This is a genomic window from Paenibacillus castaneae (assembly GCF_002884445.1).
Lineage (GTDB): Bacteria > Bacillota > Bacilli > Paenibacillales > Paenibacillaceae > Pristimantibacillus > Pristimantibacillus castaneae.
This window is the reverse complement of sequence record NZ_KZ614144.1, coordinates 5,169,212-5,191,307: the sequence shown is the minus strand read 5'-3', so window position 1 is coordinate 5,191,307 and position 22,096 is coordinate 5,169,212. Positions and strand designations below refer to the sequence as shown.

General features: G+C 45.6%; 21 protein-coding genes. 17 read left to right on the top strand and 4 right to left on the bottom strand.

Annotated elements, in window-relative coordinates; translation table 11 throughout:
- The first annotated feature begins 49 nt into the window (after positions 1 to 49).
- Complete coding sequence (locus CEF13_RS23380; protein WP_102716523.1) at positions 50 to 2,242, top strand: alpha-galactosidase; 2,193 nt, start codon at positions 50 to 52, stop codon at positions 2,240 to 2,242.
- Positions 2,243 to 2,334: 92 nt separating this feature from the next.
- Here the strand turns inward: CEF13_RS23380 and CEF13_RS23375 are convergent, their stop codons facing one another.
- Positions 2,335 to 2,625, bottom strand: coding sequence for a hypothetical protein (locus CEF13_RS23375; RefSeq protein WP_102714476.1), 291 nt, complete (start codon positions 2,623 to 2,625; stop codon positions 2,335 to 2,337).
- A 580-nt stretch (positions 2,626 to 3,205) separates the two neighbouring features.
- Here CEF13_RS23375 and CEF13_RS23370 point away from each other — a divergent pair.
- From CEF13_RS23370 to CEF13_RS23340, 7 genes are all read left to right on the top strand, one after another.
- Positions 3,206 to 4,045 carry an STM4015 family protein gene (locus CEF13_RS23370; protein WP_211297067.1) on the top strand — a complete coding sequence of 280 codons (840 nt, stop codon included), beginning with the start codon at positions 3,206 to 3,208 and terminating at the stop codon, positions 4,043 to 4,045.
- A complete protein-coding gene (locus tag CEF13_RS23365) occupies positions 4,045 to 5,265 on the top strand; it encodes an STM4014 family protein (RefSeq protein WP_102714472.1) in 1,221 nt (406 codons plus the stop codon). Before CEF13_RS23370 ends, CEF13_RS23365 begins: the two co-directional genes overlap by 1 nt.
- Positions 5,266 to 5,270: 5 nt before the next feature.
- Positions 5,271 to 6,056, top strand: a complete 786-nt coding sequence (locus tag CEF13_RS23360) for an STM4013/SEN3800 family hydrolase (RefSeq protein ID WP_102714470.1) — start codon at positions 5,271 to 5,273, stop codon at positions 6,054 to 6,056.
- A 16-nt stretch (positions 6,057 to 6,072) separates the two neighbouring features.
- Positions 6,073 to 7,431 (top strand): STM4012 family radical SAM protein, encoded by a 1,359-nt coding sequence (locus CEF13_RS23355; protein WP_102714468.1) that lies wholly within the window; start codon positions 6,073 to 6,075, stop codon positions 7,429 to 7,431.
- Positions 7,428 to 8,297: an STM4011 family radical SAM protein gene (locus CEF13_RS23350; protein WP_102714466.1), complete on the top strand. Its 870-nt coding sequence runs from the start codon at positions 7,428 to 7,430 to the stop codon at positions 8,295 to 8,297. Before CEF13_RS23355 ends, CEF13_RS23350 begins: the two co-directional genes overlap by 4 nt.
- An 81-nt stretch (positions 8,298 to 8,378) precedes the next feature.
- Complete coding sequence (locus tag CEF13_RS23345; protein WP_102714464.1) at positions 8,379 to 8,909, top strand: type 1 glutamine amidotransferase domain-containing protein; 531 nt, start codon at positions 8,379 to 8,381, stop codon at positions 8,907 to 8,909.
- 183 nt (positions 8,910 to 9,092) lie between these two features.
- The gene (locus CEF13_RS23340; protein WP_102714462.1) at positions 9,093 to 9,731 is read left to right on the top strand and encodes a hypothetical protein; all 639 of its coding nucleotides are present in this window, start codon (positions 9,093 to 9,095) and stop codon (positions 9,729 to 9,731) included.
- Positions 9,732 to 9,828: 97 nt separating this feature from the next.
- On the opposite strand, the gene CEF13_RS23335 is transcribed toward CEF13_RS23340, so the two are convergent.
- Positions 9,829 to 10,656, bottom strand: coding sequence for an alpha/beta fold hydrolase (locus tag CEF13_RS23335; protein WP_341806393.1), 828 nt, complete (start codon positions 10,654 to 10,656; stop codon positions 9,829 to 9,831).
- Between the two features lie 160 nt (positions 10,657 to 10,816).
- Here CEF13_RS23335 and CEF13_RS23330 point away from each other — a divergent pair, with 160 nt between their 5' ends.
- The 6 genes from CEF13_RS23330 (at position 10,817) to CEF13_RS23305 (ending at position 18,159) form a co-directional block, all read left to right on the top strand.
- Positions 10,817 to 11,473: a M50 family metallopeptidase gene (locus tag CEF13_RS23330; protein ID WP_244917115.1), complete on the top strand. Its 657-nt coding sequence runs from the start codon at positions 10,817 to 10,819 to the stop codon at positions 11,471 to 11,473.
- Between the two features lie 201 nt (positions 11,474 to 11,674).
- Complete coding sequence (locus tag CEF13_RS23325; protein WP_102714458.1) at positions 11,675 to 12,595, top strand: PPK2 family polyphosphate kinase; 921 nt, start codon at positions 11,675 to 11,677, stop codon at positions 12,593 to 12,595.
- A gap of 243 nt (positions 12,596 to 12,838) precedes the next feature.
- Positions 12,839 to 15,319, top strand: coding sequence for a hypothetical protein (locus CEF13_RS23320; protein ID WP_102714456.1), 2,481 nt, complete (start codon positions 12,839 to 12,841; stop codon positions 15,317 to 15,319).
- On the top strand, positions 15,276 to 15,638 hold the full coding sequence (locus CEF13_RS23315; RefSeq protein ID WP_102714454.1) for a hypothetical protein: 363 nt from the start codon (positions 15,276 to 15,278) through the stop codon (positions 15,636 to 15,638). The genes CEF13_RS23320 and CEF13_RS23315 overlap by 44 nt, the downstream gene beginning before the upstream one ends.
- Positions 15,639 to 15,862: 224 nt before the next feature.
- Positions 15,863 to 17,347: an amidase family protein gene (locus tag CEF13_RS23310; protein WP_102714452.1), complete on the top strand. Its 1,485-nt coding sequence runs from the start codon at positions 15,863 to 15,865 to the stop codon at positions 17,345 to 17,347.
- Positions 17,348 to 17,691: 344 nt separating this feature from the next.
- Positions 17,692 to 18,159, top strand: a complete 468-nt coding sequence (locus CEF13_RS23305; protein ID WP_102714450.1) for a GreA/GreB family elongation factor — start codon at positions 17,692 to 17,694, stop codon at positions 18,157 to 18,159.
- A 139-nt stretch (positions 18,160 to 18,298) separates the two neighbouring features.
- Here CEF13_RS23305 and CEF13_RS23300 read toward each other — a convergent pair whose 3' ends face one another.
- The gene (locus CEF13_RS23300; RefSeq protein ID WP_102714448.1) at positions 18,299 to 19,405 is read right to left on the bottom strand and encodes a metallophosphoesterase; all 1,107 of its coding nucleotides are present in this window, start codon (positions 19,403 to 19,405) and stop codon (positions 18,299 to 18,301) included.
- Between the two features lie 199 nt (positions 19,406 to 19,604).
- Here CEF13_RS23300 and CEF13_RS29600 point away from each other — a divergent pair, with 199 nt between their 5' ends.
- The 3 genes from CEF13_RS29600 to CEF13_RS28605 all read left to right on the top strand — a co-directional run bounded on the left by CEF13_RS29600 (position 19,605) and on the right by CEF13_RS28605 (position 21,276).
- Positions 19,605 to 19,763, top strand: coding sequence for an NUDIX domain-containing protein (locus tag CEF13_RS29600; protein WP_341806395.1), 159 nt, complete (start codon positions 19,605 to 19,607; stop codon positions 19,761 to 19,763).
- A gap of 519 nt (positions 19,764 to 20,282) precedes the next feature.
- Complete coding sequence (locus CEF13_RS23290) at positions 20,283 to 20,957, top strand: hypothetical protein (RefSeq protein WP_102714446.1); 675 nt, start codon at positions 20,283 to 20,285, stop codon at positions 20,955 to 20,957.
- Positions 20,958 to 21,057: 100 nt separating this feature from the next.
- Positions 21,058 to 21,276 carry a hypothetical protein gene (locus CEF13_RS28605; protein WP_146022754.1) on the top strand — a complete coding sequence of 73 codons (219 nt, stop codon included), beginning with the start codon at positions 21,058 to 21,060 and terminating at the stop codon, positions 21,274 to 21,276.
- A gap of 22 nt (positions 21,277 to 21,298) precedes the next feature.
- Here the strand turns inward: CEF13_RS28605 and CEF13_RS29065 are convergent.
- Positions 21,299 to 22,096, bottom strand: a 798-nt coding sequence (locus CEF13_RS29065; RefSeq protein WP_211297047.1) for a DDE-type integrase/transposase/recombinase, incomplete at its 5' end; no start/stop codon positions are given.

The window sequence follows — 22,096 nt, the reverse complement described above, 5'->3', positions numbered from 1 at the left end:
TATGCTTACGAAGCTAGTTTTGCTTCACAAAACTTTGGGAGGTATTCATTTGACTATTCTATATGATCAGCAGCGTTCATTATTTCATCTACAGGCTCGTGATACGAGCTATGTGATTCATGTAACGAGAACAGGCTATGTAGCTCATCTATATTGGGGAAAAAAGGTTCGCGATGTTCAGCTTGAGCGTTTACTTGAATTGAAGGAAAGAGCCTCGTTCACGCCTAGCACGGAGCTGGATCAGCTCTCCTTGTCTTTGGACACTCTCCCTCAAGAATATCCAGGCTATGGCAACTCTGATTTCCGGATGCCTGCTTATGCGGTTATGCTGCCGAACGGCACTACTGTAACGGATTTGCGTTACGAATCACACACTATTGTGAACGGAAAGCCGGCGCTTATTGGATTGCCTGCTACTTATGTGGAAAGCGACGAGGAAGCAGAGACGCTGGAATTGACGCTTAAGGATGAGCTTACAGGACTTCTGGTTGTATTGTCCTATACGGTATTTAATGCATTTAATGCGATTACACGTTCTGCAAGAATCGTTAATAATGGAGAAGAGACGCTTCAATTGCAGCGTGCATTCAGCTTGAGTTTGGATTTCGCTCATGACCGTTACGAGATGCTTCAGCTTTCAGGCGCTTGGACTCGCGAGCGTCATGTGCATAAACGGAAGCTAGAGCCGGGTCTTCAAGCGATAGAGAGCCGCAGAGGCTCCAGCAGCCATATGCAAAACCCGTTTATTGCCTTGCTTTCAGAAGGAGCGACCGAGGATCATGGCGATGTGTACGGGGTTAACCTTGTATATAGCGGTAATTTCACAGCGGGTGTTGAAGTAGACCAATTTCATTCCGCAAGATTGTTTATGGGCATCAATCCTTTTGATTTTAATTGGAGACTCCAGCCAGGTGAACAATTTCAAACGCCGGAAGCAGTTATGGTCTATTCGGAGCAAGGGCTTGGGGGCATGTCACGCAGCTTCCATGATCTTTACCGTTCCCGCTTAATACGCGGAGCGTTCCGTGATCAAGTGCGTCCAATTTTGGTTAACAACTGGGAAGCGACGTATTTCAACTTCAATGCGGACAAAATCGAATCAATTGCGCGCACCGGTAAGGAGCTTGGAATTGAGCTGTTTGTGCTCGATGACGGCTGGTTCGGCAAGCGTGACAATGACACCACGTCGTTAGGCGATTGGTTTGTTGATCGCAATAAATTGCCGAATGGCTTGGAGGACTTGGTAAGCCGTGTGAAACGTCTGGACATGCAGTTCGGACTATGGTTTGAGCCGGAAATGATTTCACCGGAAAGCGAGCTCTACCGTGCTCACCCGGACTGGTGTCTTCATGTAGATGGCCGCAGAAGAACACAAGCTAGACATCAGCTTATTCTGGATATGTCGCGGACCGACGTGCAGGATTACATTGTGAAGTCTATATCGGATATTTTGTCGAGTGCGCCGATTACGTATGTGAAGTGGGATATGAACCGGAACATGACGGAAATTGGCTCAGCGCTGCTGCCGCCAGAGCGTCAACGGGAAACCGCCCATCGCTATATGCTTGGTCTTTATTCCGTACTGGAGAAAATCACATCCTCCTTCCCGCATGTTTTGTTTGAAAGCTGCTCGGGAGGCGGCGGCCGCTTCGATGCAGGCATGCTCTACTATATGCCGCAAACATGGACAAGCGATAATAGCGATGCTGTATCCCGTCTCAAAATTCAGTATGGAACAAGCATTGTTTATCCTGTCAGCTCCATGGGTGCTCACGTATCTGCCGTTCCAAATCATCAGGTTGGGCGTATGACTTCTCTTGAAACGCGCGGGAATGTCGCTTTGTCTGGCAACTTCGGTTATGAGCTTGACCTTACTCGTTTTACTGAAGAGGAGAAGGTTGCGGTCAAAGCCCAGATTGAGCTGTATAAGGATGTGCGCCATCTTGTGCAATTTGGAGATTTCTATCGTTTGCTAAGCCCATTTGAAGGAAATGAGACTGCATGGATGTTCGTTTCGAAAGATCAAAGCGATGCATTTGTCGTATTTGTATCCGTCCTGCAGGAGCCGAATCCGAAGCTTAACCGGTTCCGTCTAAAGGGACTCGATCCGAACCGTGACTATAGGCTGCAAGGCGAAGAAACGGTATACGGCGGCGACCAGCTTCTATATGCGGGGCTTGCAACACCACAATTCAATAGCGATTACGCAAGCAAGGTTTATCGCTTCCGTGCGGTAGAATAGAGGATCAGGCAGCTGCCTATCTTAAAAAAAGGGGGAAGCCTCATAAGTAGATGGTCTACTTATGGGGCTTCCCCTGTTTGCTTATGTGTTTATTAACTAAAATTCGAAGATGCAGCAGCTGCGATTATAATAATGAAAATAATTAAATAAATAACTAAAACGATAGCAGCCCACAGAAGTGAAGCTTTAAAATAGTTTTTCTTTGTTGGGTTTCCTTCACCGAATGCCCAAACGAACATCATAATGATGTTTACGATAGGAATGATCATAATAAGTGTTGTCAGCATCCATTCTTTAACGGTAATGACAGGGGAAACCTCTTGCTGTGGGTTGCCGTAGCCGGGAACTCCGGGATTCACCGGTGGTTGTTGAAAATTATCCATTTCATTCTCTCCTCAGTTTATATATCTTTGTAACATTTTGTTCACAAATTTATTATACAGTTTACTCCATTCTTTACAACCCCTTCATTAGAAAAAATAATATAAAAATTACATAGGTTGTCCTCTATTTTTTAGAAATAATAGTAGTTTTTTTGTGGAATACAATGCTTCTATTAAAAAAATGTAAACGTAAATAATGGAATCGAAACAATAATAATATATTTAAGGAGCAAATAAAACTATTGTGCTGGATAATGGTTAAATATTTGGTGAGGGCACACACGTCGAACTGGTTGAAAACCATGCTTTGCGTTTATTTTGTTCAGTAGCAGCTATGAGCTCATTCGACGAAAGCCCCAAAGGCCACAAACTTCGAGTAGAGACCCCTGATATTATCTTTTTGGATCACTCGACAACACCTTTTGGTTTATTGGTTTCAAACGCTATGCAATCGAGTAATGGTTTAATGCAATTTGTATCCTATTTCCGATTGAAGGTGTGCGACTATGGGACCATTGACGCACTGAAAAATGCCATGTTACCCTAAATTTATATGGATACAAATGGAGGGATTGGCTTGATTGAAATTCGCTTATCGGTAGGCTACGACGAATATGAGGATGGCTTAAGAATGTCTGCTTTAATTGAAAAATTAGCATCAAGTGAGGATGGCAAGCAGCTTTCCATCTTGACGATTGGCGAGTGGGGCCAGGCTTACGAAAACTCTCCGGACAGCTTTCTCGATACGCTGATTCAATATAAGGATTCCTTCCCAAACTTAACAAAACTATTTATAGGAGATATGAGCTTCGAGGAATGCGAGGTATCCTGGATTAATCAGACGAACCTGTCACCTTTGCTGCAGGCATTTCCAAACCTGCTATCTTTATCGATCAAGGGAAGCCAAGGCTTAAGCCTGCAGCCGCTTGAGCATGGAAAGCTTCAAGAGCTTGTCATTATATGCGGAGGACTTCCGAAGTCCGTGCTTGACGAGATCGCCAACGCCAAGCTGCCGGAGCTGCAGAAGCTGGAGCTATATCTTGGCGTAGAGGATTACGGCTTTGATGGCGGCTTAGAACATATACAGCCACTTTTGCAACAAGGTCTTTTTCCAAAGCTGAAATATTTGGGTCTTAAGGATAGCGAAATTCAAGATAAAATTGCGGCAGCAGTTGCCGATGCGCCTATCTTGGATGGGCTGGATACATTGGATCTATCCTACGGAACTCTGTCGGATGAAGGGGCAGAAGCACTGCTTGCAAGTGCCCGTATTAAGAAGCTGAAGCATCTTAATCTAAGCTATCACTATATGTCTGATGAAATGATAGAGCGCTGGAAACAGTCCGGCCTATCCGTAGATGTGTCCGATCAGCAGGATACGGATGAGGATGACTGGCGTTATCCTTTTCTTACGGAATAATGCGCAATCTTTATGAAGACATCAGCGGAGCGGGCCCCTTCATACTAATAGGCAACCCGAATAATAAACGCACTTCTCTGCTGCAAGCAGCAAGGAACAAGCTGGGACTCAAGCCAGCGGTAGTCGTTTCTTATGAACAGCTCTTAAAGCGCATCATCCATATAGGTAACGTGCTTGAGTTATATGCAGGGCTTGGAACCGTTATCCTTCGCCTTGATGCGCCTGGTGAGGATGAAGCCGTGGAGCGGGAATTAATAGCTTGGGGCGCCTCTGACCATGAGGGAGACGACGCATTCTGGACTGCATCGTTTGTGCAGGACTCCATTTCGGCAGAACAGGCGCGCTCACTCCCCTCGGAGCATGGGAGAATCTTGTATCCTGGGCAGTGGTACCGCGGATATTGCAGATTTCTTGCAGCTATGCAAAAAGAAGTGAAGGCAGCGGGAATTGCTGCAAGGTGGATGAACCAGCCTGATCAGATCGCGAGCATGTTCGATAAAAGGAGCTGCTGGCAGCTGCTGTCGCGTCAAGGCGTATCCGTGCCGAGCTTGCCCGCGCCGGTCGGCTCCATTCAAAGCTACGATTCCTTAAGGGCTGCAATGGTTTCCAGCGGAATGAATCGTTTGTTCATCAAGCTCGCTTGCGGCTCGGGAGCTGCAGGCGTTTTGGCTTATCAATATAACCCTAGAACGGGTGCAGAGCTAGCGATTACAACCATTGATTTCGAGTTGCGTCAGGACGAATCGTTTTTTTATAACGCCGGCCGCATGCGGCGCTACCAAGAGCATGCGGTAATCCGAATGATCATTGACTATATATGCATGCAAGGAGCACATATCGAGCGCTGGATTGAGAAAGAGAGCCTGGATATGAAATCATTTGACGTAAGGCAGCTTGTTGTGAATGGTGAGGCATGCCACACCGTTCTTCGTCTAAGCAGCTCGCCGATTACAAACCTGCATTTGCGTAATGAGAGAAGAATGAACGAGGGAGAGCTGTTACCAGAAGAGGTGGAGCAAGCCGTTAGAAATACTGCTGAAGCTGCGCTGTTGTCCTTTCCTGGCTGCTCTACAGCAGGCATCGATGTTCTCGTTCAAAGAGGCAGCAGCATGACATACGCAATTGATATTAATCCCTTTGGCGATTTGCTTTACGGCGCTTTATATAAGGGCTTTAACCCATATGAGTGGCAAATGCTGCAGCTTCCCAGAAAGGAATAGGAATTATGCTGGACATGAATGAAATCGTGGGCTCCCACGATATTTTAATGATTACGCTCGATACGCTGCGTTATGATGTGGCGAAGCTGGAGGAGGATAACTGTCCTAATCTGTGCGCAGACGGCGGCTGGGAGAAGCGTCATACGCCTGGCAGCTTTACCTATGCGGCGCATCATGCCTTCTTCGGCGGCTTCCTGCCCACTCCGGCGGACACGGATAAGGCCTCTCATGTCAGGCTGTTTCATACGAAAGATACAGGGTTAAGAACACACCCTCACACATGGCTGTTTGACGCTCCGGACCTCGTGTCCGGCTTGCAGGAGGCGGGGTACCGAACGATCTGCATTGGAGGCGTTATTTTTTTTACAAAAAAGAATAAGCTGGCTAAAATACTGCCGGGCTACTTCCAAGAAAGCTACTGGCGAATGACCTTCGGCGTTACGAATCCGCGCTCAACCGAGCATCAGGTGGAGCACGCGCTTAAGCTGCTCGAGAAGGCCGATCCAGCAAAGAGACTTTTTTTATTCATGAATATTTCTGCCATTCACGGACCTAATCATTATTTCATTCCCGGCGCAAGGAAGGATTCGGTTGAGACGCAGCGTGCAGCGCTTCGTTATGTGGATAGTCAGCTCGGCGTACTGTTTGAAGCGATGCGAAGAAGAGGCAGGACACTATGCTTGGCATTCTCGGATCATGGAACAGCATATGGCGAAGATGGCTATGAGGGGCATCGACTCGCCCATGAGGTTGTATGGAATGTGCCTTATCGTCAATTTATATTGGAATAGAGGTGGTGAAAGCAGAATGTTCATAACTAATTCGTCACAACTGCAATCCTCGCATAAGGAACAGGTATTACGCTGGACTGGCGCTCCTTACCGTTCGTATTTGTACTCCTATCCGCATAAAACGGCATATCGCGAGCTGAAGCCCTCTCAGTCGCTTAAGGAGTTATGGGAGCGAGACGAGACGGACTATTACTTTCTATATATGCATATTCCTTTCTGCGGGGCTCGCTGCGGGTTTTGCAATTTGTTCACGCTGCCTGACCGGCGAGTGGATGTCCATGAGCAGTATGTGGATGCGCTCCAGCGTCAAGCTGAGCAGTGGGCGCCGTGGTTTCAGGGTCGAGCATTCTCGCGATTTGCGATCGGAGGCGGAACGCCTACATTGCTTGAGGCTGGGCAGCTAAATCGCTTGTTTGATATTGCTGAGGGAATCATGGGGCTCAATCCGCTGAAGGCGTCCATATCTGTAGAAACTTCGCCGGAAACGGTGACCGAGGCGCGTATGCGCGTGCTGAAGGATCGGCTTGTCGATCGTGTGAGCATAGGTGTCCAAAGTTTTATTGATGAAGAAGCTGCAGCTATCTATCGGCCTCAAAAGCCACATATGGCAGAGGAAGCATTAAATCAGCTGATGAGCTATTCCTTTCCGCTTGTTAATTTAGATTTGATATATGGACTGCCAGGCCAGACAGCTTCTACTTGGCTTTATTCACTTGAGAAGGCGATTAGCTATTCTCCTGGAGAAATTTTTATTTATCCTCTCTACACACGGGAGAATACGATTCTGAAGCCGGAGCAAATTCGAAGCGGCGGTACGGATATTCGGCTTGAGCTTTATCATATTGCTCGCCAGCGCCTTGAGGAAGCGGGTTATAAGCAGTATTCGATGAGGCGCTTTGCAAAGGATATCTCCTTCTCGCATAAGAATGTGCTGCCCTTCAGCTGCCAAGAAGAAGGAATGGCGGGACTTGGCTGCGGTGCGCGCTCCTATACCCGGGATGTTCATTATGCTTCGCGCTACGGAGTAAGCGTTGCAGCCGCCAAAAGTATTATTGAGGATTATGTAAAAGCTGAGCGATATGATACGGCTGATTATGGATTTATATTAAATGAATCTGAGCAGAAGCGCAGATTTGTACTCAAAGCGATTCTACACAGTGAGGGCCTTACACTGTCCCAATATGCCGAGCGTTTCGGGTCGGATGCCATGAGGGATCATAGCGATTTAACGGAGCTGATAACGATTGGGCTCGCAGAGCTGAGAGATGGGGAATTTACTCTTACTGCGCATGGAATGGCCTATTCCGATGCGATCGGGGATGAGTTTATTTCAGGTGATGTACGAGAGCTGATGAAAGGCTATATTGTAACATGAAGGCGACCCTTTATTATCGTGGAGTACTGTCGTCCTGCAATTATGATTGCCCTTATTGCCCATTCAGCAAAACCAAGGACAGCCGAGCAACGCTGGAGAAGGATAAAGAGCAGCTTCAAGCTTTCATGGATTGGGTTCGCGGGCAGGAGACAGCGGGACACAAGCTTTCGATTTTTTTCAATCCGTATGGCGAAGCGCTGGTACACCGCTGGTACCTTGATGCGCTGATCGAGCTGTCACATATGTCTCATGTTGATAAGGTAGCGGTACAAACTAATTTGTCAGTTAAGCTTGATTGGACGGAGCAGCTTAATCGGGAGAAGGCAGCTTTCTGGGCAACTTATCATCCGGGACAAACGACTGAGGAGCAATTTGTTAAACAGTGCATGAAGCTGTATGATCAGAAAATTGCTTTCAGCGTAGGAATAGTTGGGGTGAGAAGCGCTTTTGACGCTATCGCTCACATGCGAAGCCGACTCCCGAAAGATATCTATTTATGGATCAATGCCTTCAAGGATCAGAAGCATTATTATACATCAGCGGAAATTGACCAGCTAACGGGTATTGATCCTTATTTCCAGCTAAATGCAACGGATTATGACAGCTTCAGATTGCCATGTGATGCTGGCTCAACCGTGTTCTATGTGCAAGGCTCAGGTATGGTTAAGCGCTGCTACAGCGATCGGAGAGTTATCGGACATCTTTACCGTGACGGTCTGGAAGGCTTGTCAGCCGAACGTCCTTGCGGGATGAAGAAATGTGGCTGCTATATAGGATACATCCATATGCCTCAGCTTTCAATGAAGGAGATTTATGCGGAGGGGCTATTGGAGCGGATACCTGCTGGATATGCTGCTAGGTCCTAATGATGGTGAAATAAAATGCTTCAAAATGGTTCCATTTGGGTAAAGTAATATAAGTTTTGAAACCCGAAGGGAGCGCTGCAAATGACAGAAGCAAAGAAGGTAGCTTTTCTGCTGGCTAACGATTTTGAAGATTCCGAAATGAAAAATCCCTACGATGAAATGGTGAAAAACGGCCACGAGGCTGTTATCATCAGCTTGAATAGCAATGAAGAGCTGAAGGGCAAGAAAGGTACAATCTCATATAAATCCCATATGGGAATTAAAGAAGCAAATGCGGCTGATTATGCGGCAATCATTATTCCGGGCGGGAAGTCCCCTTCGCACCTGATGGATAATACAGACGTTCAAGCATTTGTTCAAAAGGCCGATCAAGCAGGTACGACTATTGCGGCTATTTGTCATGGTCCGCAAATATTAGCAGCTGCAGGCCTGCTTAAAGGCCGTACGCTAACCTCATATCCTGGTATTTCGGATGAGATTACAGCAGCTGGCGGACATTTTGTAGACAAAGAGGTCGTCGTTGACCGCAATTTAGTAACATCCCGTACACCAGAAGATGAGCCTGCTTTCATTCGTGAAACGATTGACAGGCTTGGCGTAAATGCCTGGTAATACGTATTTAATCTAGCAATATAGAGCAGGGGGCAGTTCACCATGTCTAAAGTAGACTCGGGAGAAACGGCCCCTTTTTTTGCGCCATCGTGGTTAGTTGGCCATCGAATGTGTTCACAGCTTCTGTGCTATAATGAGGATCAAATATAAATAATAGTGTAAGAAAGAGGACGGCGTATACCGATGCCCCAATTCATGAATAGCAGTAAGAAGGACGATTCAAAGGCCGAAACCCCATCATCCTTTCATATAAGCAGACAGAGTACGATTGAGCAGGGCATTGCCGCTTTTAATGAGCTAGGGATGAATCATATTTGTAAGGTTTGTATAGCAAATAGCGGCTCCTGCTGTCACGATTGCCTACATTTAAGAGACGGAATAGGCTGTCAGAAACGAAATACGAGCTGCACAGCGTGGTTATGCGGATTCCATAAATATTTTTTGTATGAGATTGATCAATTAAAGCACTGGAAAGAGTATTGGAAGCAAATACCGGGACAAGATTATCGTGAGGACTTCACACCGGAGATGGTGAAGCTCAAGCAGCCCTTGCTTATGGATACATTAAATGTAGAACATCTTGCTGAAGAGCTGGCATATGATTTGCAGGAAATTGCCCACACTCATCTCACAAGAGGCTTCATTCTTACGCTGCGGGAGAAGCTTGACAATAATATAGATCAGCTTCTTGATGGAGATTATGATGACAAGAAGAGAGCCGTTCTAAGAAGAAAAATAAAAGTGCTTTCCAGCCCGTTGTATCGGTTTCAAAGCGCATTAGCAGACTACCGTGAAAGCCGATCCCATACAATAAATTCATAGTGAGCGCATACCCTATTCTAAATTCGTAAGATAAAAGGGGCATTCCCAATAAAAGCAGCTTTATCTCCTTTTGGAAATACACCCTTACAGAATCGGCCTAGGAGCCAAGAAAATCGAGAAGCTCTTTATTAAATCTGACTGGCTCATCGAAGAGCATACCGTGACCGCTTCGCTCGAATGTAACTAGCGTTGAGCCGTCGATGCCGTTAAGCAGCAGCTTAGCGAATTCAGGAGGGCAAATGGAGTCAAGCTGGCCTTGAAATATAGTGGTCGGCGCTTTGATTTGTACAATATCGGCTCGCAGATCTTCATCGCGGAGCGATTCGAAAGTGCGAACCGTTCCCCAAGCCGATGCATCCAAGCCAAGCTGCTGCAGCCAGTTTCCGAAGGGCTCGCTTATGCCGTTATCGACTCCTTTCGCCAGAAAATGTTCGTTGAAGTCACGGATCATCTGCGGCCGATCCTTATAGATAGCGGCTATCTGCTCATTGGCAGCATCCTGTTCTATGCCGTACGGATAATCCTCCCGCTGAGTGAATACAGGGGCAGCAGCGCCAAGCAGTGCTAGCTTCTGTATACCGTATCCCCCATGGCGTGCCATATATCGGATTGCAATAGCGCCGCCTACCGAGAAGCCGATCAGAACAGCTTTATCCAGCTTCAAATAATGAATAACTGCCCTAACGTCATCAGACAGCCGATTATAATCATAGCCTGCTGCGGGTGCATAGGATTTGCCGAAGCCGCGTTGATCGATGCCGATACAGCGATAGCCTTGCTCGGTAAGCAAGGTGAATTGGTTCTCAAACATACGAGTATTTAATGGCCAGCCGTGCAGAAATATAACAGGCGTGCCTGTGCCGACATCCTCTACGAATAACCTTACACCCTTCTCAACCTCGATATAGTGTCCGATTGGAACCACTCCTCTCTTCTCATACTTACCCGTTCACAGCTTATTTGAAAATGAATTTACTCTCACCGAAGTTTACTCTTTACCCTTTTGCCTTTAGGAGTTAACATGTAACCTGCAATCTTATGCTGGCTTATAAAAAATACCATTCATGAAGCACGGAGGTGTAGCAGTGACAGCATGGCTGAAGACGGCAGTCGTAATTATTATCACTGCCTTTTTGACCCGACTGATTCCTTATTCTGAATTTTTTCGAAATGTAAATACATTAGTACATGAGCTCTCCCATGCGCTCGTTGCTTTGATGCTCAAAGGAAGCGTCATGCATATTTACTTATTTGCGGATCAAAGCGGTGTAACCTATACGAGCTATGCGGACAATTGGATGCTCATACCGATTGCTTTGGCAGGGTATATAGGCTCCGCTTTGTTTACACTGCTGTTATTTGTTATGCAAGCGAAGGGCAAGTTCCGTGCAGGATTAGCATTAATTGCTTTAGCTGCTGGTTCCGCGCTTGCGCTTTTCATCCGAAACGACTATGGGATGGCTTGGTGTGCTGGCTTTACGCTGCTTACAGCGATCATTTATGCTTGGGCGCCCAATTGGCTGCGCAAAGGCTATTATTTGCTGATTGCTTTTATATGTTTGGTAGAATCCATTATTAGTCCGATTATTTTACTAGTACTGGCTCTTACAGACCCTGCATCGGCGGGAGATGCGGCAAGCCTAAGCTCAATCACCTTCTTGCCCGCGTTCGTATGGGCAGCGGTATTTACTGTTTTCTCTCTATGGTGTGCCAAAACCTCGATCAGCCGGTTGTCTTCCTAGTTTGTACAGAAGGTGTACAGAGCCATCTATTATTCTCATATCAGTGTGAAAATGGCTAAGTACTATGCATCTGGCTTTCAAAGTGCCTCAGTCCAGGAAGGAACAGTCTAGGCTGAAGTAATTTTTTGTAAATCGCTCTTGAAATGAGGTACACTATACATATAGAAAATACGACTTTGATTCTAGAAGGGTGTGAATGATATGGCAAATCTGTTCGTACTGCCGCCTAACGAAAAGGTTAATTTATCTCGAATCGATCCGAAGGATACAGGACAATTTCAGTCTAAGGAAGATATCGCAGAAGAGATGGATAAACTGAAGGTGGAGCTTGAAGCGCTGCAAGAGAAGCTTGTTGCCGGTAAGAAAAAAGCGGTGATATTTGTTTTTCAAGGAATGGATTGCAGCGGCAAGGACGGAAGCATCAAGCATGTTTTCTCAGGGCTTAACCCGCAAGGGGTATATTCGCATAGCTTTAAATCACCTTCTGAAGAAGAGAAGCAGCATGATTTTTTATGGAGAGCTCATAACAAGGTTCCTCCGTTAGGCTACATCGCTACGTTTAACCGGTCTTATTACGAGGAAGTTCTCATTACTCGGGTTCATGGTACGGTTTCGGACAAAGAAGCTAAGCAAAGATTCAAGCATATTAATAATTTCGAATCGATGCTTGCAGATAGCAACGTGAAGGTCGTAAAAATCTTTTTACATATATCCAAGGAGTTTCAGCTTGAAAAGCTAAAAAGCAGGATTGAGGATCCCAATAAAAACTGGAAGTTTGATCCGTCTGATCTTGCGGAACGCAAGTCATGGGATCACTATCAAAGCTGCTATGAGAAGCTGTTCAAAAATTGCAGCAGCAGCGCTCCCTGGCATATCGTACCTTCCGATAACAGGTGGTACCGTAATTATGCCGTACTCAAAATCGCAGTAGAAGCTTTGAAAAGCATGCATTTAAAAGATCCAAAACCTATACCGGAGCTTCAGCTCTATTTGGATGAAATAACGAAAGAAGCAGAAATCGTGGAGAAACCTAAAGCTTTTAAAAACAAGGAAAAGGAAAAGGACAAAGACCAAGATATGGAAAAGAACAAAGACCAGGACAAGGAAAATGTTAATGTGTAATGTTCAATTATTCTATTCATAAGCTGGATTTAAACTAACCGACAGCCTGCATAAATCCAGTATAGACAAAAGAGCCCGCCTTAATGGCGGGCTCTTTTGCATAAAATGAATAGCTGCTTTTCGGTTTATGCATAGAAAAACATAAACCGTTTTTTATAGGTCAAATAGCAGGGGATTATTAATTCACCTTGAATAGGTATATAGGACTACGGAAAATAACAACAATGAAAGCAGTGATCACCATTGACAGTGCCTTTGAAAATAAGAGCAAGTTTACTGACGGACGAGCAGGTAGTGCATACACATTCTGGCGGATTTAGTTTTAGCTCGATATCGGTCGTAGGCACGCATACCCTCTGCTTGACTAATCAAGGCAGAGTGTTCGTACATGATACAGGCGGCTTATTCGGGACGGATACGGTCCATAATATAGCTTGCAATCCCGGGAAAATTCGCATAACACAATTTATGGACAGACTCGTTACTCTAGAAGGTAAGGACTCTTTTCCCTTTGGCTTCAAAATCCTCCTGTCTATCCCAGATTTCGAGAAGTGCCTAAACCAGATGCCTGCTGAATGCTTTCAATTTCCAATCGATGCGGCGAGTGAAATACCGGTATATGCCACCTATGGAAGCGAGACGAACGCCTATATGAAGCTTGGGCTGAAGGCCGATCAATTTGAGCTTATGACTGGCAGTGTGATTGCGAATAAGATATACACGATTCCCTATCATCGAATTACAGCTGCCAATCGCATAGATGCGTTCCACTTAAAGCTCGACGGCTTTTTCGATTTAGAATGGACGACTATACCATCTATCCAATTGTTCATTCCGCAGCAGGACAAGCTGCTTGCACTGCTAGCCTTGCAGCAGAAAGCACCTAAGCTGCAAGAACTGATCGGCTCATTTCAGGAGCTTTATCCAATGTCATACAGCGGAAGGTTTAATGGAATCAAACATGAAGGGCAGGAGGGGACACTCGCTTTAGGTAATGATTTGACGATAACTATCGTTGATGAGAGCAAGTGGAGCGTCATTCATCGATTTCAGCTTAAAATGGATGACTGGTATTACGAGAATGAACTAAACCGTACATTGGTGGTACAGCAAGGCACGCCCTATGTAATTGATGTCAAGAGAGCTGATGCTATCACTTTTGCGAGGAAGACATGGATGAAGCCCGAACAAATTTTTCATCAACAAATTGGTACGCTGCAAGGCGTGTTATTTGGTGAGCAGTATGATGGCCAAGAAGTGGGTTTTCTCCTGAACCGCACAAAAAATCGAATGCAACTGCTGCTTAACAAGCAGATGAAGCTGCTGCCAGCTGTATCTTTACAGGAGTGCGGAATGATTGAAGCGGATAATAGGCTGTTTATGCTGCGCGAGCTGGAGATCGCAATGATAGTTGGGCAGGAGAGCAGCTACAGCTTGCTTTTTGGTTCAGGGATTGTAAAGCCACCTGATAGCCAGATGATGGGGTACACTTTGATGAATCAGCCGTTTTTTTATGAGCTGTCGGAGCGGGGCCTTACCTTTAGACAAGGGCAGAACATGGTGCTTCAAAACGTGGATAATGAGGAAATTACAAATATTTCAGTTTCGGAGCCACTTTCTGAGAACAGCTATTTTGTTGGAGTGACTATACGAATTAATTCAAATAAAGAAGGAATCTTATACAAACTTCCCACGCATGCAGTACCTGGTCTTATTTACGAGAAGTATCGGCAGCGGAAAGCACCTCTTCTGCCTCAAATTCCCCCAGCACAACTGTATTTGAGCTGGTGCCGGCAGATGAATGATTTCGCGTTGTATAACATGTTTGGGCAAATATTTGCACTGCAGGCAGGAATTCGTGAGATTGAGGATAATGTGACCAATCGGGAAGAACGCAATAACCGTCTGCTTAATTTCTTGTATTATGCCATCCAGAATCAGAAACGCAGACTAGATCAGGTGTCCATTTATTTGCCAGCGATGCTGGAGAGTAATTCTCGTGAGCTTCTTACAGAAGCGGGGCTTACTTCGAGCGAAGAGCCGTTCCGTCTTATGCAGCGCGGATTTATGGGAATTGGCTCACAGCTTAAGCAATCATTGGCAGAGATAGAGAGCATCCTCTCAGCAGTATATCCACTCCTAATACCAAAAGCGGATATGGAGCGTTTCATTCGTAAGGAAGAAAAGCAAGGCTATGCCCGGGCAGCCGTAACGACGGGTATCGGTTTGGCTGTAACGATTGGTTCTGGCGGCTTGGCGCTTCCTCTTCTGCTGGGTGGCGCATTTCTTGGTGTAGGCGCGGCTAGTAAAGCAAGAGATACAAGGGAAAAGCAATTGCTGAAGGCTGAGTATGATCACGACCGACTGGATTTCTACATGACGAAGGCACTCGATACGCTGGAGCATCTGATGAATACGCTTATTCCTTTCCATGTGGCAGAGGCCAATCGGTATATGAGCGCCAGCTTCGAGCGGCTTGCACCGCCATATAAAACCGCGCTTCTTCAACAAGAAGCGGTCGAGCGATTGTTCACAGATATTGCACGACATTACACCTATAAGCAGCTTCCAATCGACGATTCCGTTGTCATGTCGAGATCGGAGCTAATGGAAAGCGTACAGGCCAGCACAGGTACAGCGAATGAACTGATACAACTATTCCAACAAGAGGTGAACTACGATGTTTCAAAACAAGCTAAGAGACCACAGCTCCGCAGCATCTGATCCATTCGCAACGATGGGGGGAGATGGCGAGGCGATTTTTTCGGAGGAAGGGGCAAATCCGTTTGAAGAGATGTTTACCCAGACGGAGGGTGATGCAGCATTTACAGTTAATCCAGAGCAGCATTTCGTAAATCCTCACTATGTTGAGTCCTATTATAGGGAGGATGGAACGTATGTCGAGGGCTATTGGCGTGATGGCGATGGCGATACGAGTGTAGATCTTCAGGTGGAGGATGGCGGCGGCTATATGCAAACGAATCCAGATGACGATCTTACTAATAATCTCGATTTTAGCAATGTGCTTGCGGATTTATTCTAACGACAAACAGTCCATGAAAGGCAAGGCTTTCATGGGCTGTTATTATTTTAAATGAGCTAAGAAATCTCCATAAGAATCGCATCCTTTCCTTCCTCGATTACGCAATATAAATGTCGCTATCGGTGATGAATGGTTCTATTGACTATAACCATTCATTACAATGACTATCCTCCTTATTCTGGATATAATTAGGGAATCAGAAGAAGCTTGTTAGGGGGATGCCAATGGAAATCAATAAGAAAGAATGGTTAGTAGAAGCAGATATTTCTAGTATGCAATCCGCAATGGAAGCGGGCTGGTTGAGCGCAGAGGAGTTAGTAGGGCTGTATCTTGGTCGAATTAGCAGGTATGATCATCTACTCCGTTCAATTCTGGAAATTAATCCGGATGCGCTTGAAATTGCTAGAGCTTTGGATAGGGAACGAGCAGAAAAAGGCAGCAGGGGGAGTCTGCACGGTATCCCTATTTTGCTGAAGGATAACATAGATACCGGGGACAATATGCACACGAGCGCAGGCTCAGTGGCATTGGCGAATTCTTTTGCGGCGGCTGATTCGTTTGTAGCTTCGCAATTACGCGCTGCGGGAGCTGTGCTGCTTGGAAAAGCGAACATGACGGAGTGGGCCAATTTTATGTCAGATTCGATGTGGGCGGGATACAGCTCCAGAGGAGGGCTTGTGTTAAATCCTTATGGTCCTGGAGATTTGTTCATTGGCGGTTCAAGCTCTGGATCAGGCGCAGCGATTGCAGCGAATTTGGGCGCAGCAGCGATTGGAACGGAGACATCGGGCTCAATCATTAGTCCTGCTTGTCAGAATTGCCTTGTAGGGATTAAACCTACAATTGGGCTTGTCAGTCGATCGGGCATTATTCCGATAACAAATAGTCAAGATACAGCAGGCCCGATGACTAGAACAGTCGCAGACGCGGCAATAATCCTTGGAGCATTGACGGGTGCAGACGAGCGGGATGAGGCAACGTTATCAGGAGCAAAGCATGCTTGCCGAGATTATACGCCATTTTTGGATGCCCATGCACTTAGCAGCGCACGTATCGGAATTCCGCGTTTTTATTATAAGCACTTGGATGAGTCTAGGCTGGCGATTATTGAAGCAGCGATAGAAGTATTGAAGCAGGCGGGGGCGACTATTGTTGATCCGGTTGAGCTTCCGTGCGAGCAAACGGAATGGGATAACCATGTGATGCGTTATGAATTCAAGAAGTATTTGAATGATTATTTAGAAAAGCTGGATGATACGGTTCCCATTCATTCCTTGCAGGAGTTGATAGCTTATAATGAAGAGCATGCACATATTGCTTTGAAATATGGGCAAGGCACGCTGATCTGGTCAGAAGAAACTAGCGGTACGCTGGCCGAGCAAGAGTATCTCGATAGTAGAAAGAAGGATAAAGAGCTGGCTGGTAAACAAGGCATCGACTTTGCGTTAGAGAAGCATTCTTTAGATGCGCTGCTGTTTCTTGGCAACGAGGAAGGTGATGATCTTGCCGCTAGAGCAGGCTATCCCGTCATCACTGTACCGGGAGGGTTCGCCGATAAAGGTATTATCGCACCAGGCGGCTATACAACCAAAGGACCACAAGGCATCACTTTTATCGGGGCGGCGTTCAGTGAACCTACGTTAATTAAATTAGCGTACAGCTATGAGCAAGCGACGAAGCACCGTTTCCCGCCGGAAGCTTTTAAATAATTATGATCCTGGAAAAAATAAACCCGGAATATCCTAATTGCAAGGAGTTCCGGGTTTTTCGTGAGCCTGTATGTTTTCGTTCATTCAGCGGTTTGAAGCAGCTAGTACCCTCGCCGGAAGGTCGGGTTATGGTAATTAATAATGCTCCTGAGATCGATTTAAAAGTATAATTTTACAATATATTCAATCGTTATGGCTCAATAGATGCTAGTCTGGTAATATAGTAGTAAGGCCTCTTTTGAAGAGGCCTATCTTTATATTATTTCAGGAGGAGATAAATATGATCAGCACATTTAGCAATCAAATTTGGTCTGGTAAGGCTCGTAAAGGGAGGGAAATCTACTATGAACCGTAGTCTTCAGCCTTCAGAACTTAAAGAGCAGCTGATCAAGCAGCTTATCGTGCTGGCAGAGGAAAAGAGCCGCTTCCTGGGTACATATTTCCCAAGGCCAGACAAAGAGCGTGCAGACATGGATCAATTTTTGAATCTTTATACGCACAATGTAGAAAATTATTTGGCTTCGAAGCAATTTGAGACGGAGTCTTTAGTGCTTATTGGCAGCAAAATAACGATTGAATATTTAGATTATCAAGCGAGTGATACGTTCACTATTGTATTTCCAGAAGAGGCTGATCCGGATGAGAACCGCATCTCATTCCTATCGCCAGTTGGACGGCAGCTGCTTCTCTCGAAGCTGAATGAAACATTGGCAATTGCAGCGCCTGCCGGCTCCATGCAGGTGCGAATTACGAATATTGAATTTGAAACAGACGAGAAGCTGGCTGAGGACGTTGTACGCAATGAATCGTAGAGGATTTGCTCCGCCGGAGTAAGCAGCTCACGAACACAAGTTACAGACGGAATAGATTATTCCTTTTAAAAACGAGTATAGCCCTTGACGCTGCGTCAAGGGCTATACTCGTCTCTTTGTCGAATCAAAATAAGTTCTTCTAAATTTTGTTGAAAGAAGCTCGAATCTGCACGATTTCAGAGCGGGATCCAGTTCGGATAGGAGGACCCCAGAAGCCGTAGCCTGAGGACACGATTGAATGGAATTGATCCAATTGCAAAAGTCCCCAATCATTATCAAATATACGCTTGGTGATAAGATGTGCAGGTGCGATCTGTCCGCGATGTGTGTGTCCGGAGAGCATTAAATCAATACCCTGCTCCTTCGCATGAGCAAGACCGTAAGGCTGATGGTCCAATAAAATAATCGCATTGGCATGGTCGATATTCGCTGTAAGCTTCGACAGCTCAGCCCTTCCGTTATCGCTGTAATCCTTGCGGCCGATTAGAGTTAGCCAGCCGTCAAGTGTAACGATCTCATCATACAATACGTGCATATGGCTCTCTTCTAGAAGTGAAATCAGCTCCGTCGTTTCCCCGCTAAATCGGTCATGATTGCCTAGAGAGGCATAAACGCCATAGGGTGATTCGATTTGAGCTAATACATTCCCAATATCCTTTTGCTTGTATGGCTCAATATCATCATCAATAATATCGCCTGGAAGAAGGACGATATCAGGCTTCAATGCATTAATTTCCTTAATCATTCGAATGGCGTGCTTCTTGCCGGATAAGTAGCCAAAGTGCATATCGGAAACCATTACAATATTAAGAGAACCGCTCGGTGGTCCTTGCTTTGACAGTGAAATATCATAGCTACGCACACTAGGACTATAAGCATTAAAGCTGCCGTAGGCAATAAGAGATACGAGAGCAAGGAGAGTGACAATGCCGGACCAATTCTTGACATGGTGGCGAGGAAGCGAGGTTAGCTTCGTAAGCCATACAAGGAGATGGATGGGCGGCAGAATTAGTAAGAGCAAGCAGAATACGGCCAGCCAATAAGAGCCGACAACATTTAGAAGAACGGAGCCTTGCACTACACGAGCCAGTATGAAGGAGCTTGCGAACAAGATCAGCATAATGATATACAACGGACGAAGACGCGGGGAAAGCACAGCCTTCAACCATGTCCAGCCGCTCCATCCGATATAAAACACAAGAGCAGAATAAATGACGATGAATATGATCCCTACTAAAATAAACATGAGCTCCTCCTTAATGATGTTGCTGCTATTATACCATTAGGCTTAATAAGAAATAGATTATAAAACGCGAGGTATAATCGTTCATAATAAATACGCAGGCTGTTTTTTGTCGGTGCTATAATATGAATAGCTTCAATATGAAAATAATGACATATGATTTGTGATGAATGGCAGATTATTAAAAATTCGGAGGATGCTAATGGACAAATTCAGACTTAGGGCAGGAGCTTTGATTTTGAAAGATGAGGCAATACTACTAATCGAATTCAAGAATGATCATGATGATGGCGTTCATTACAATCTTCCTGCGGGTGGGGTAGAGGCTGGTGAGACGTTAGTTGAGGCTGTCATACGCTAAGCGAAAGAAGAGGCTTCAGTTGATATTGAGGTTGGTTCAGTCGCATTTGTATATGAATATCAGCCTGCCAAAAACAATAACCTTTATGGTGATGTTCATTCTGTTGGCATTACATTTGAGTGCACTTTAGTAGAAAACTCCGTTCCAAAGCTTCCTGATTGTCCAGATCCTCATCAGACGGATGTTAAATGGATACCGCTCTCTGAATTAAGTTCAGTTCAACTCTATCCTGAAATAGCACATGATATTATTAATTTCCATAGTAGAAAAAGCTACCGGAATTATGTAGAGGAGCACGAAATTCAGGCGGAGAAGAGATTGATAGATTGACGTTTGAAAGATTACGGTCAAGTCTTGAAGTGATCAGATTCATAGAAAGCCTACTAACCAATCGAGTTGATTCTATATGAATACTCTATTATGATAGAAAATAATAGCTTGTGGCGAAGAACGTCCCGGGATTCCTCTTAAATGAGGGATTTCGGGATTTTTTTGTGCACATATGGAGGTTTGATGTGGATGGGATTTGTAGAAGAACATAAGCGTTGGCTTAATGGTCATATTCGAAGCAGAGTTGGTGAGCGTAAGGGAAGACTTGAACGGGGACATGGGCATGGTGAGAAAATGTTTTTGGAGCGAGTTTGGTGGCCGATTTTTGGCAGCTTAGAACATTTGCATCCGGAGTACGAGGTTTTGGATTGGCGTGGGAATGTGTATTTTGTTGATTTCGTGTGGTTTCAAGGACAATATAAATTCGCCTTTGAGGTGAAGGGCTATGGCCCGCATGTACAGAATACGGATCGAATTCGCTACCGGCGCGAACTGAATCGGGAAACCTTTTTGCAAGCACTTGGTTACCGGGTAGTGGCAATTCCTTATGATGATTTAGAAGAGCAGCCTCAGCTCATCATAACGCTGTTGAAGTCTTTGCTTTCTCCATATCTGGCTAATGAATCGCAAGGACAAGCTTATACGCGGTTGGAGAAGGAGGTGCTCCTCCTTGCAGCAAGGTCAGCGAAGTCCATCCGACCTAGTCAAATTCAAAGAGAGCTGATGATCAATCATCGGACGGCTGTTCGTTCATTAACGGGTTTATGCGAAAAAGGAAAGCTGAAGCCGATCGTTTCAATTAAAAGTGGAAGAGTTATGCAATATGAATATGTTCGTTCTATATTTGATAATTGGTTAGTTTAAGTACAGCTTTTAGTTTTGGAGCGCAGCGGCGGTAGAGCGGCGAAAGTGATGCAGAAATGCAGCATATGGTGCACGGAGCGGTGGTAGAGCTTCGAATGTGATGCAGAAATGCAGCACATGGAGCTCGAAGCGGCGGTCGTGCGGCGAAAGTGATGCAGAAGTGCAGCACATGGAGCGTGAAGCGGCGGTCGAGTGGCTAATGTGCTGCAGAAATGCAGCACATGGAGCGCGGAGCGACGGTCGAGCGGCGAAAGTGCTGCAGAAGCGGCTAGGCCCCCTAATTCTGGAGTCTTGCCCTACAATTTTACTGGTTTCGTAGACTCACTTGTTTTTTTGAGTTATTACATGGCTTTATGGAAGGCAGATGAGTCTTCCAGTGTATTGACCCACGCTGAAAACTTAACTGGAGGCATCAGCTTCAAGCTGCCGTGCATCTTGCGATTATTGTAAAAGTCCATATAGTGATCGAGTGCCTCATAGGCTTCCTCAAAGGTCATGAAGCTCTTAAGGCTGAAAAGATCTCGTTCAAGTAGGCTATGGAACGACTCGATGTAGGCATTCATATTCGGTGTCCGGGGTGGGATGCGTTCATGCACGACCTCCAGACTCTCGCACGTGTCTCCAAACAATTTGCTAACGAATTGCGGTCCGTTGTCTGTTCGAATCACCGGCATCGTATCGCCTGATTCTATGCGGTTCTGAAGCGCCCCATATAACGTTTGGACAGCATGCTTGGCTTCACATACCGGCCCCCTATATTGTCCAACGACAACGCGGTCAAACACATCGATGATACTGAGCACGAAAAAGAAACGCTCCTGTCCGATGACATAGCCGTATTTAATGTCCATTTGCCACAGCTGGTTAGCCCCCGTTACTACCCGGTTCTTTGGTAGTCTGCGCGGATGTGCCGGAATTCGTTTACGCTGTTTTTGAAGGATATCTAACTCATTGCAGAGACGGTACGCTTTCTTTTTGTTCAGAGGGAGCTCACGTTGGTTCCGGATGCAGTGTGCAAGCAACTTGTAGCCGTAGACGTGTTCTTCGCCTTCAATGAGCTCTAGCAGCCATTCCTTAATTTGTTCGTCACTAACTTTTTCCCCTGTTACTGTGAATGAATAGCCTGGAACAGGTCGACC

What these genes read in the sequence shown, in the direction of transcription:
- CEF13_RS23375 (WP_102714476.1), bottom strand. Translation starts at nt 2,625, where the DNA reads ATGGATAATTTTCAACAACCACCGGTGAATCCCGGAGTTCCCGGCTAC.
- CEF13_RS23365 (WP_102714472.1), top strand. Translation starts at nt 4,045, where the DNA reads ATGCGCAATCTTTATGAAGACATCAGCGGAGCGGGCCCCTTCATACTA.
- CEF13_RS23360 (WP_102714470.1), top strand. Translation starts at nt 5,271, where the DNA reads ATGCTGGACATGAATGAAATCGTGGGCTCCCACGATATTTTAATGATT.
- CEF13_RS23355 (WP_102714468.1), top strand. Translation starts at nt 6,073, where the DNA reads ATGTTCATAACTAATTCGTCACAACTGCAATCCTCGCATAAGGAACAG.
- CEF13_RS23350 (WP_102714466.1), top strand. Translation starts at nt 7,428, where the DNA reads ATGAAGGCGACCCTTTATTATCGTGGAGTACTGTCGTCCTGCAATTAT.
- CEF13_RS23345 (WP_102714464.1), top strand. Translation starts at nt 8,379, where the DNA reads ATGACAGAAGCAAAGAAGGTAGCTTTTCTGCTGGCTAACGATTTTGAA.
- CEF13_RS23340 (WP_102714462.1), top strand. Translation starts at nt 9,093, where the DNA reads ATGCCCCAATTCATGAATAGCAGTAAGAAGGACGATTCAAAGGCCGAA.
- CEF13_RS23325 (WP_102714458.1), top strand. Translation starts at nt 11,675, where the DNA reads ATGGCAAATCTGTTCGTACTGCCGCCTAACGAAAAGGTTAATTTATCT.
- CEF13_RS23315 (WP_102714454.1), top strand. Translation starts at nt 15,276, where the DNA reads ATGTTTCAAAACAAGCTAAGAGACCACAGCTCCGCAGCATCTGATCCA.
- CEF13_RS23310 (WP_102714452.1), top strand. Translation starts at nt 15,863, where the DNA reads ATGGAAATCAATAAGAAAGAATGGTTAGTAGAAGCAGATATTTCTAGT.
- CEF13_RS23305 (WP_102714450.1), top strand. Translation starts at nt 17,692, where the DNA reads ATGAACCGTAGTCTTCAGCCTTCAGAACTTAAAGAGCAGCTGATCAAG.
- CEF13_RS23300 (WP_102714448.1), bottom strand. Translation starts at nt 19,405, where the DNA reads ATGTTTATTTTAGTAGGGATCATATTCATCGTCATTTATTCTGCTCTT.
- CEF13_RS29600 (WP_341806395.1), top strand. Translation starts at nt 19,605, where the DNA reads ATGGACAAATTCAGACTTAGGGCAGGAGCTTTGATTTTGAAAGATGAG.
- CEF13_RS23290 (WP_102714446.1), top strand. Translation starts at nt 20,283, where the DNA reads ATGGGATTTGTAGAAGAACATAAGCGTTGGCTTAATGGTCATATTCGA.
- CEF13_RS28605 (WP_146022754.1), top strand. Translation starts at nt 21,058, where the DNA reads ATGCAGAAATGCAGCACATGGAGCTCGAAGCGGCGGTCGTGCGGCGAA.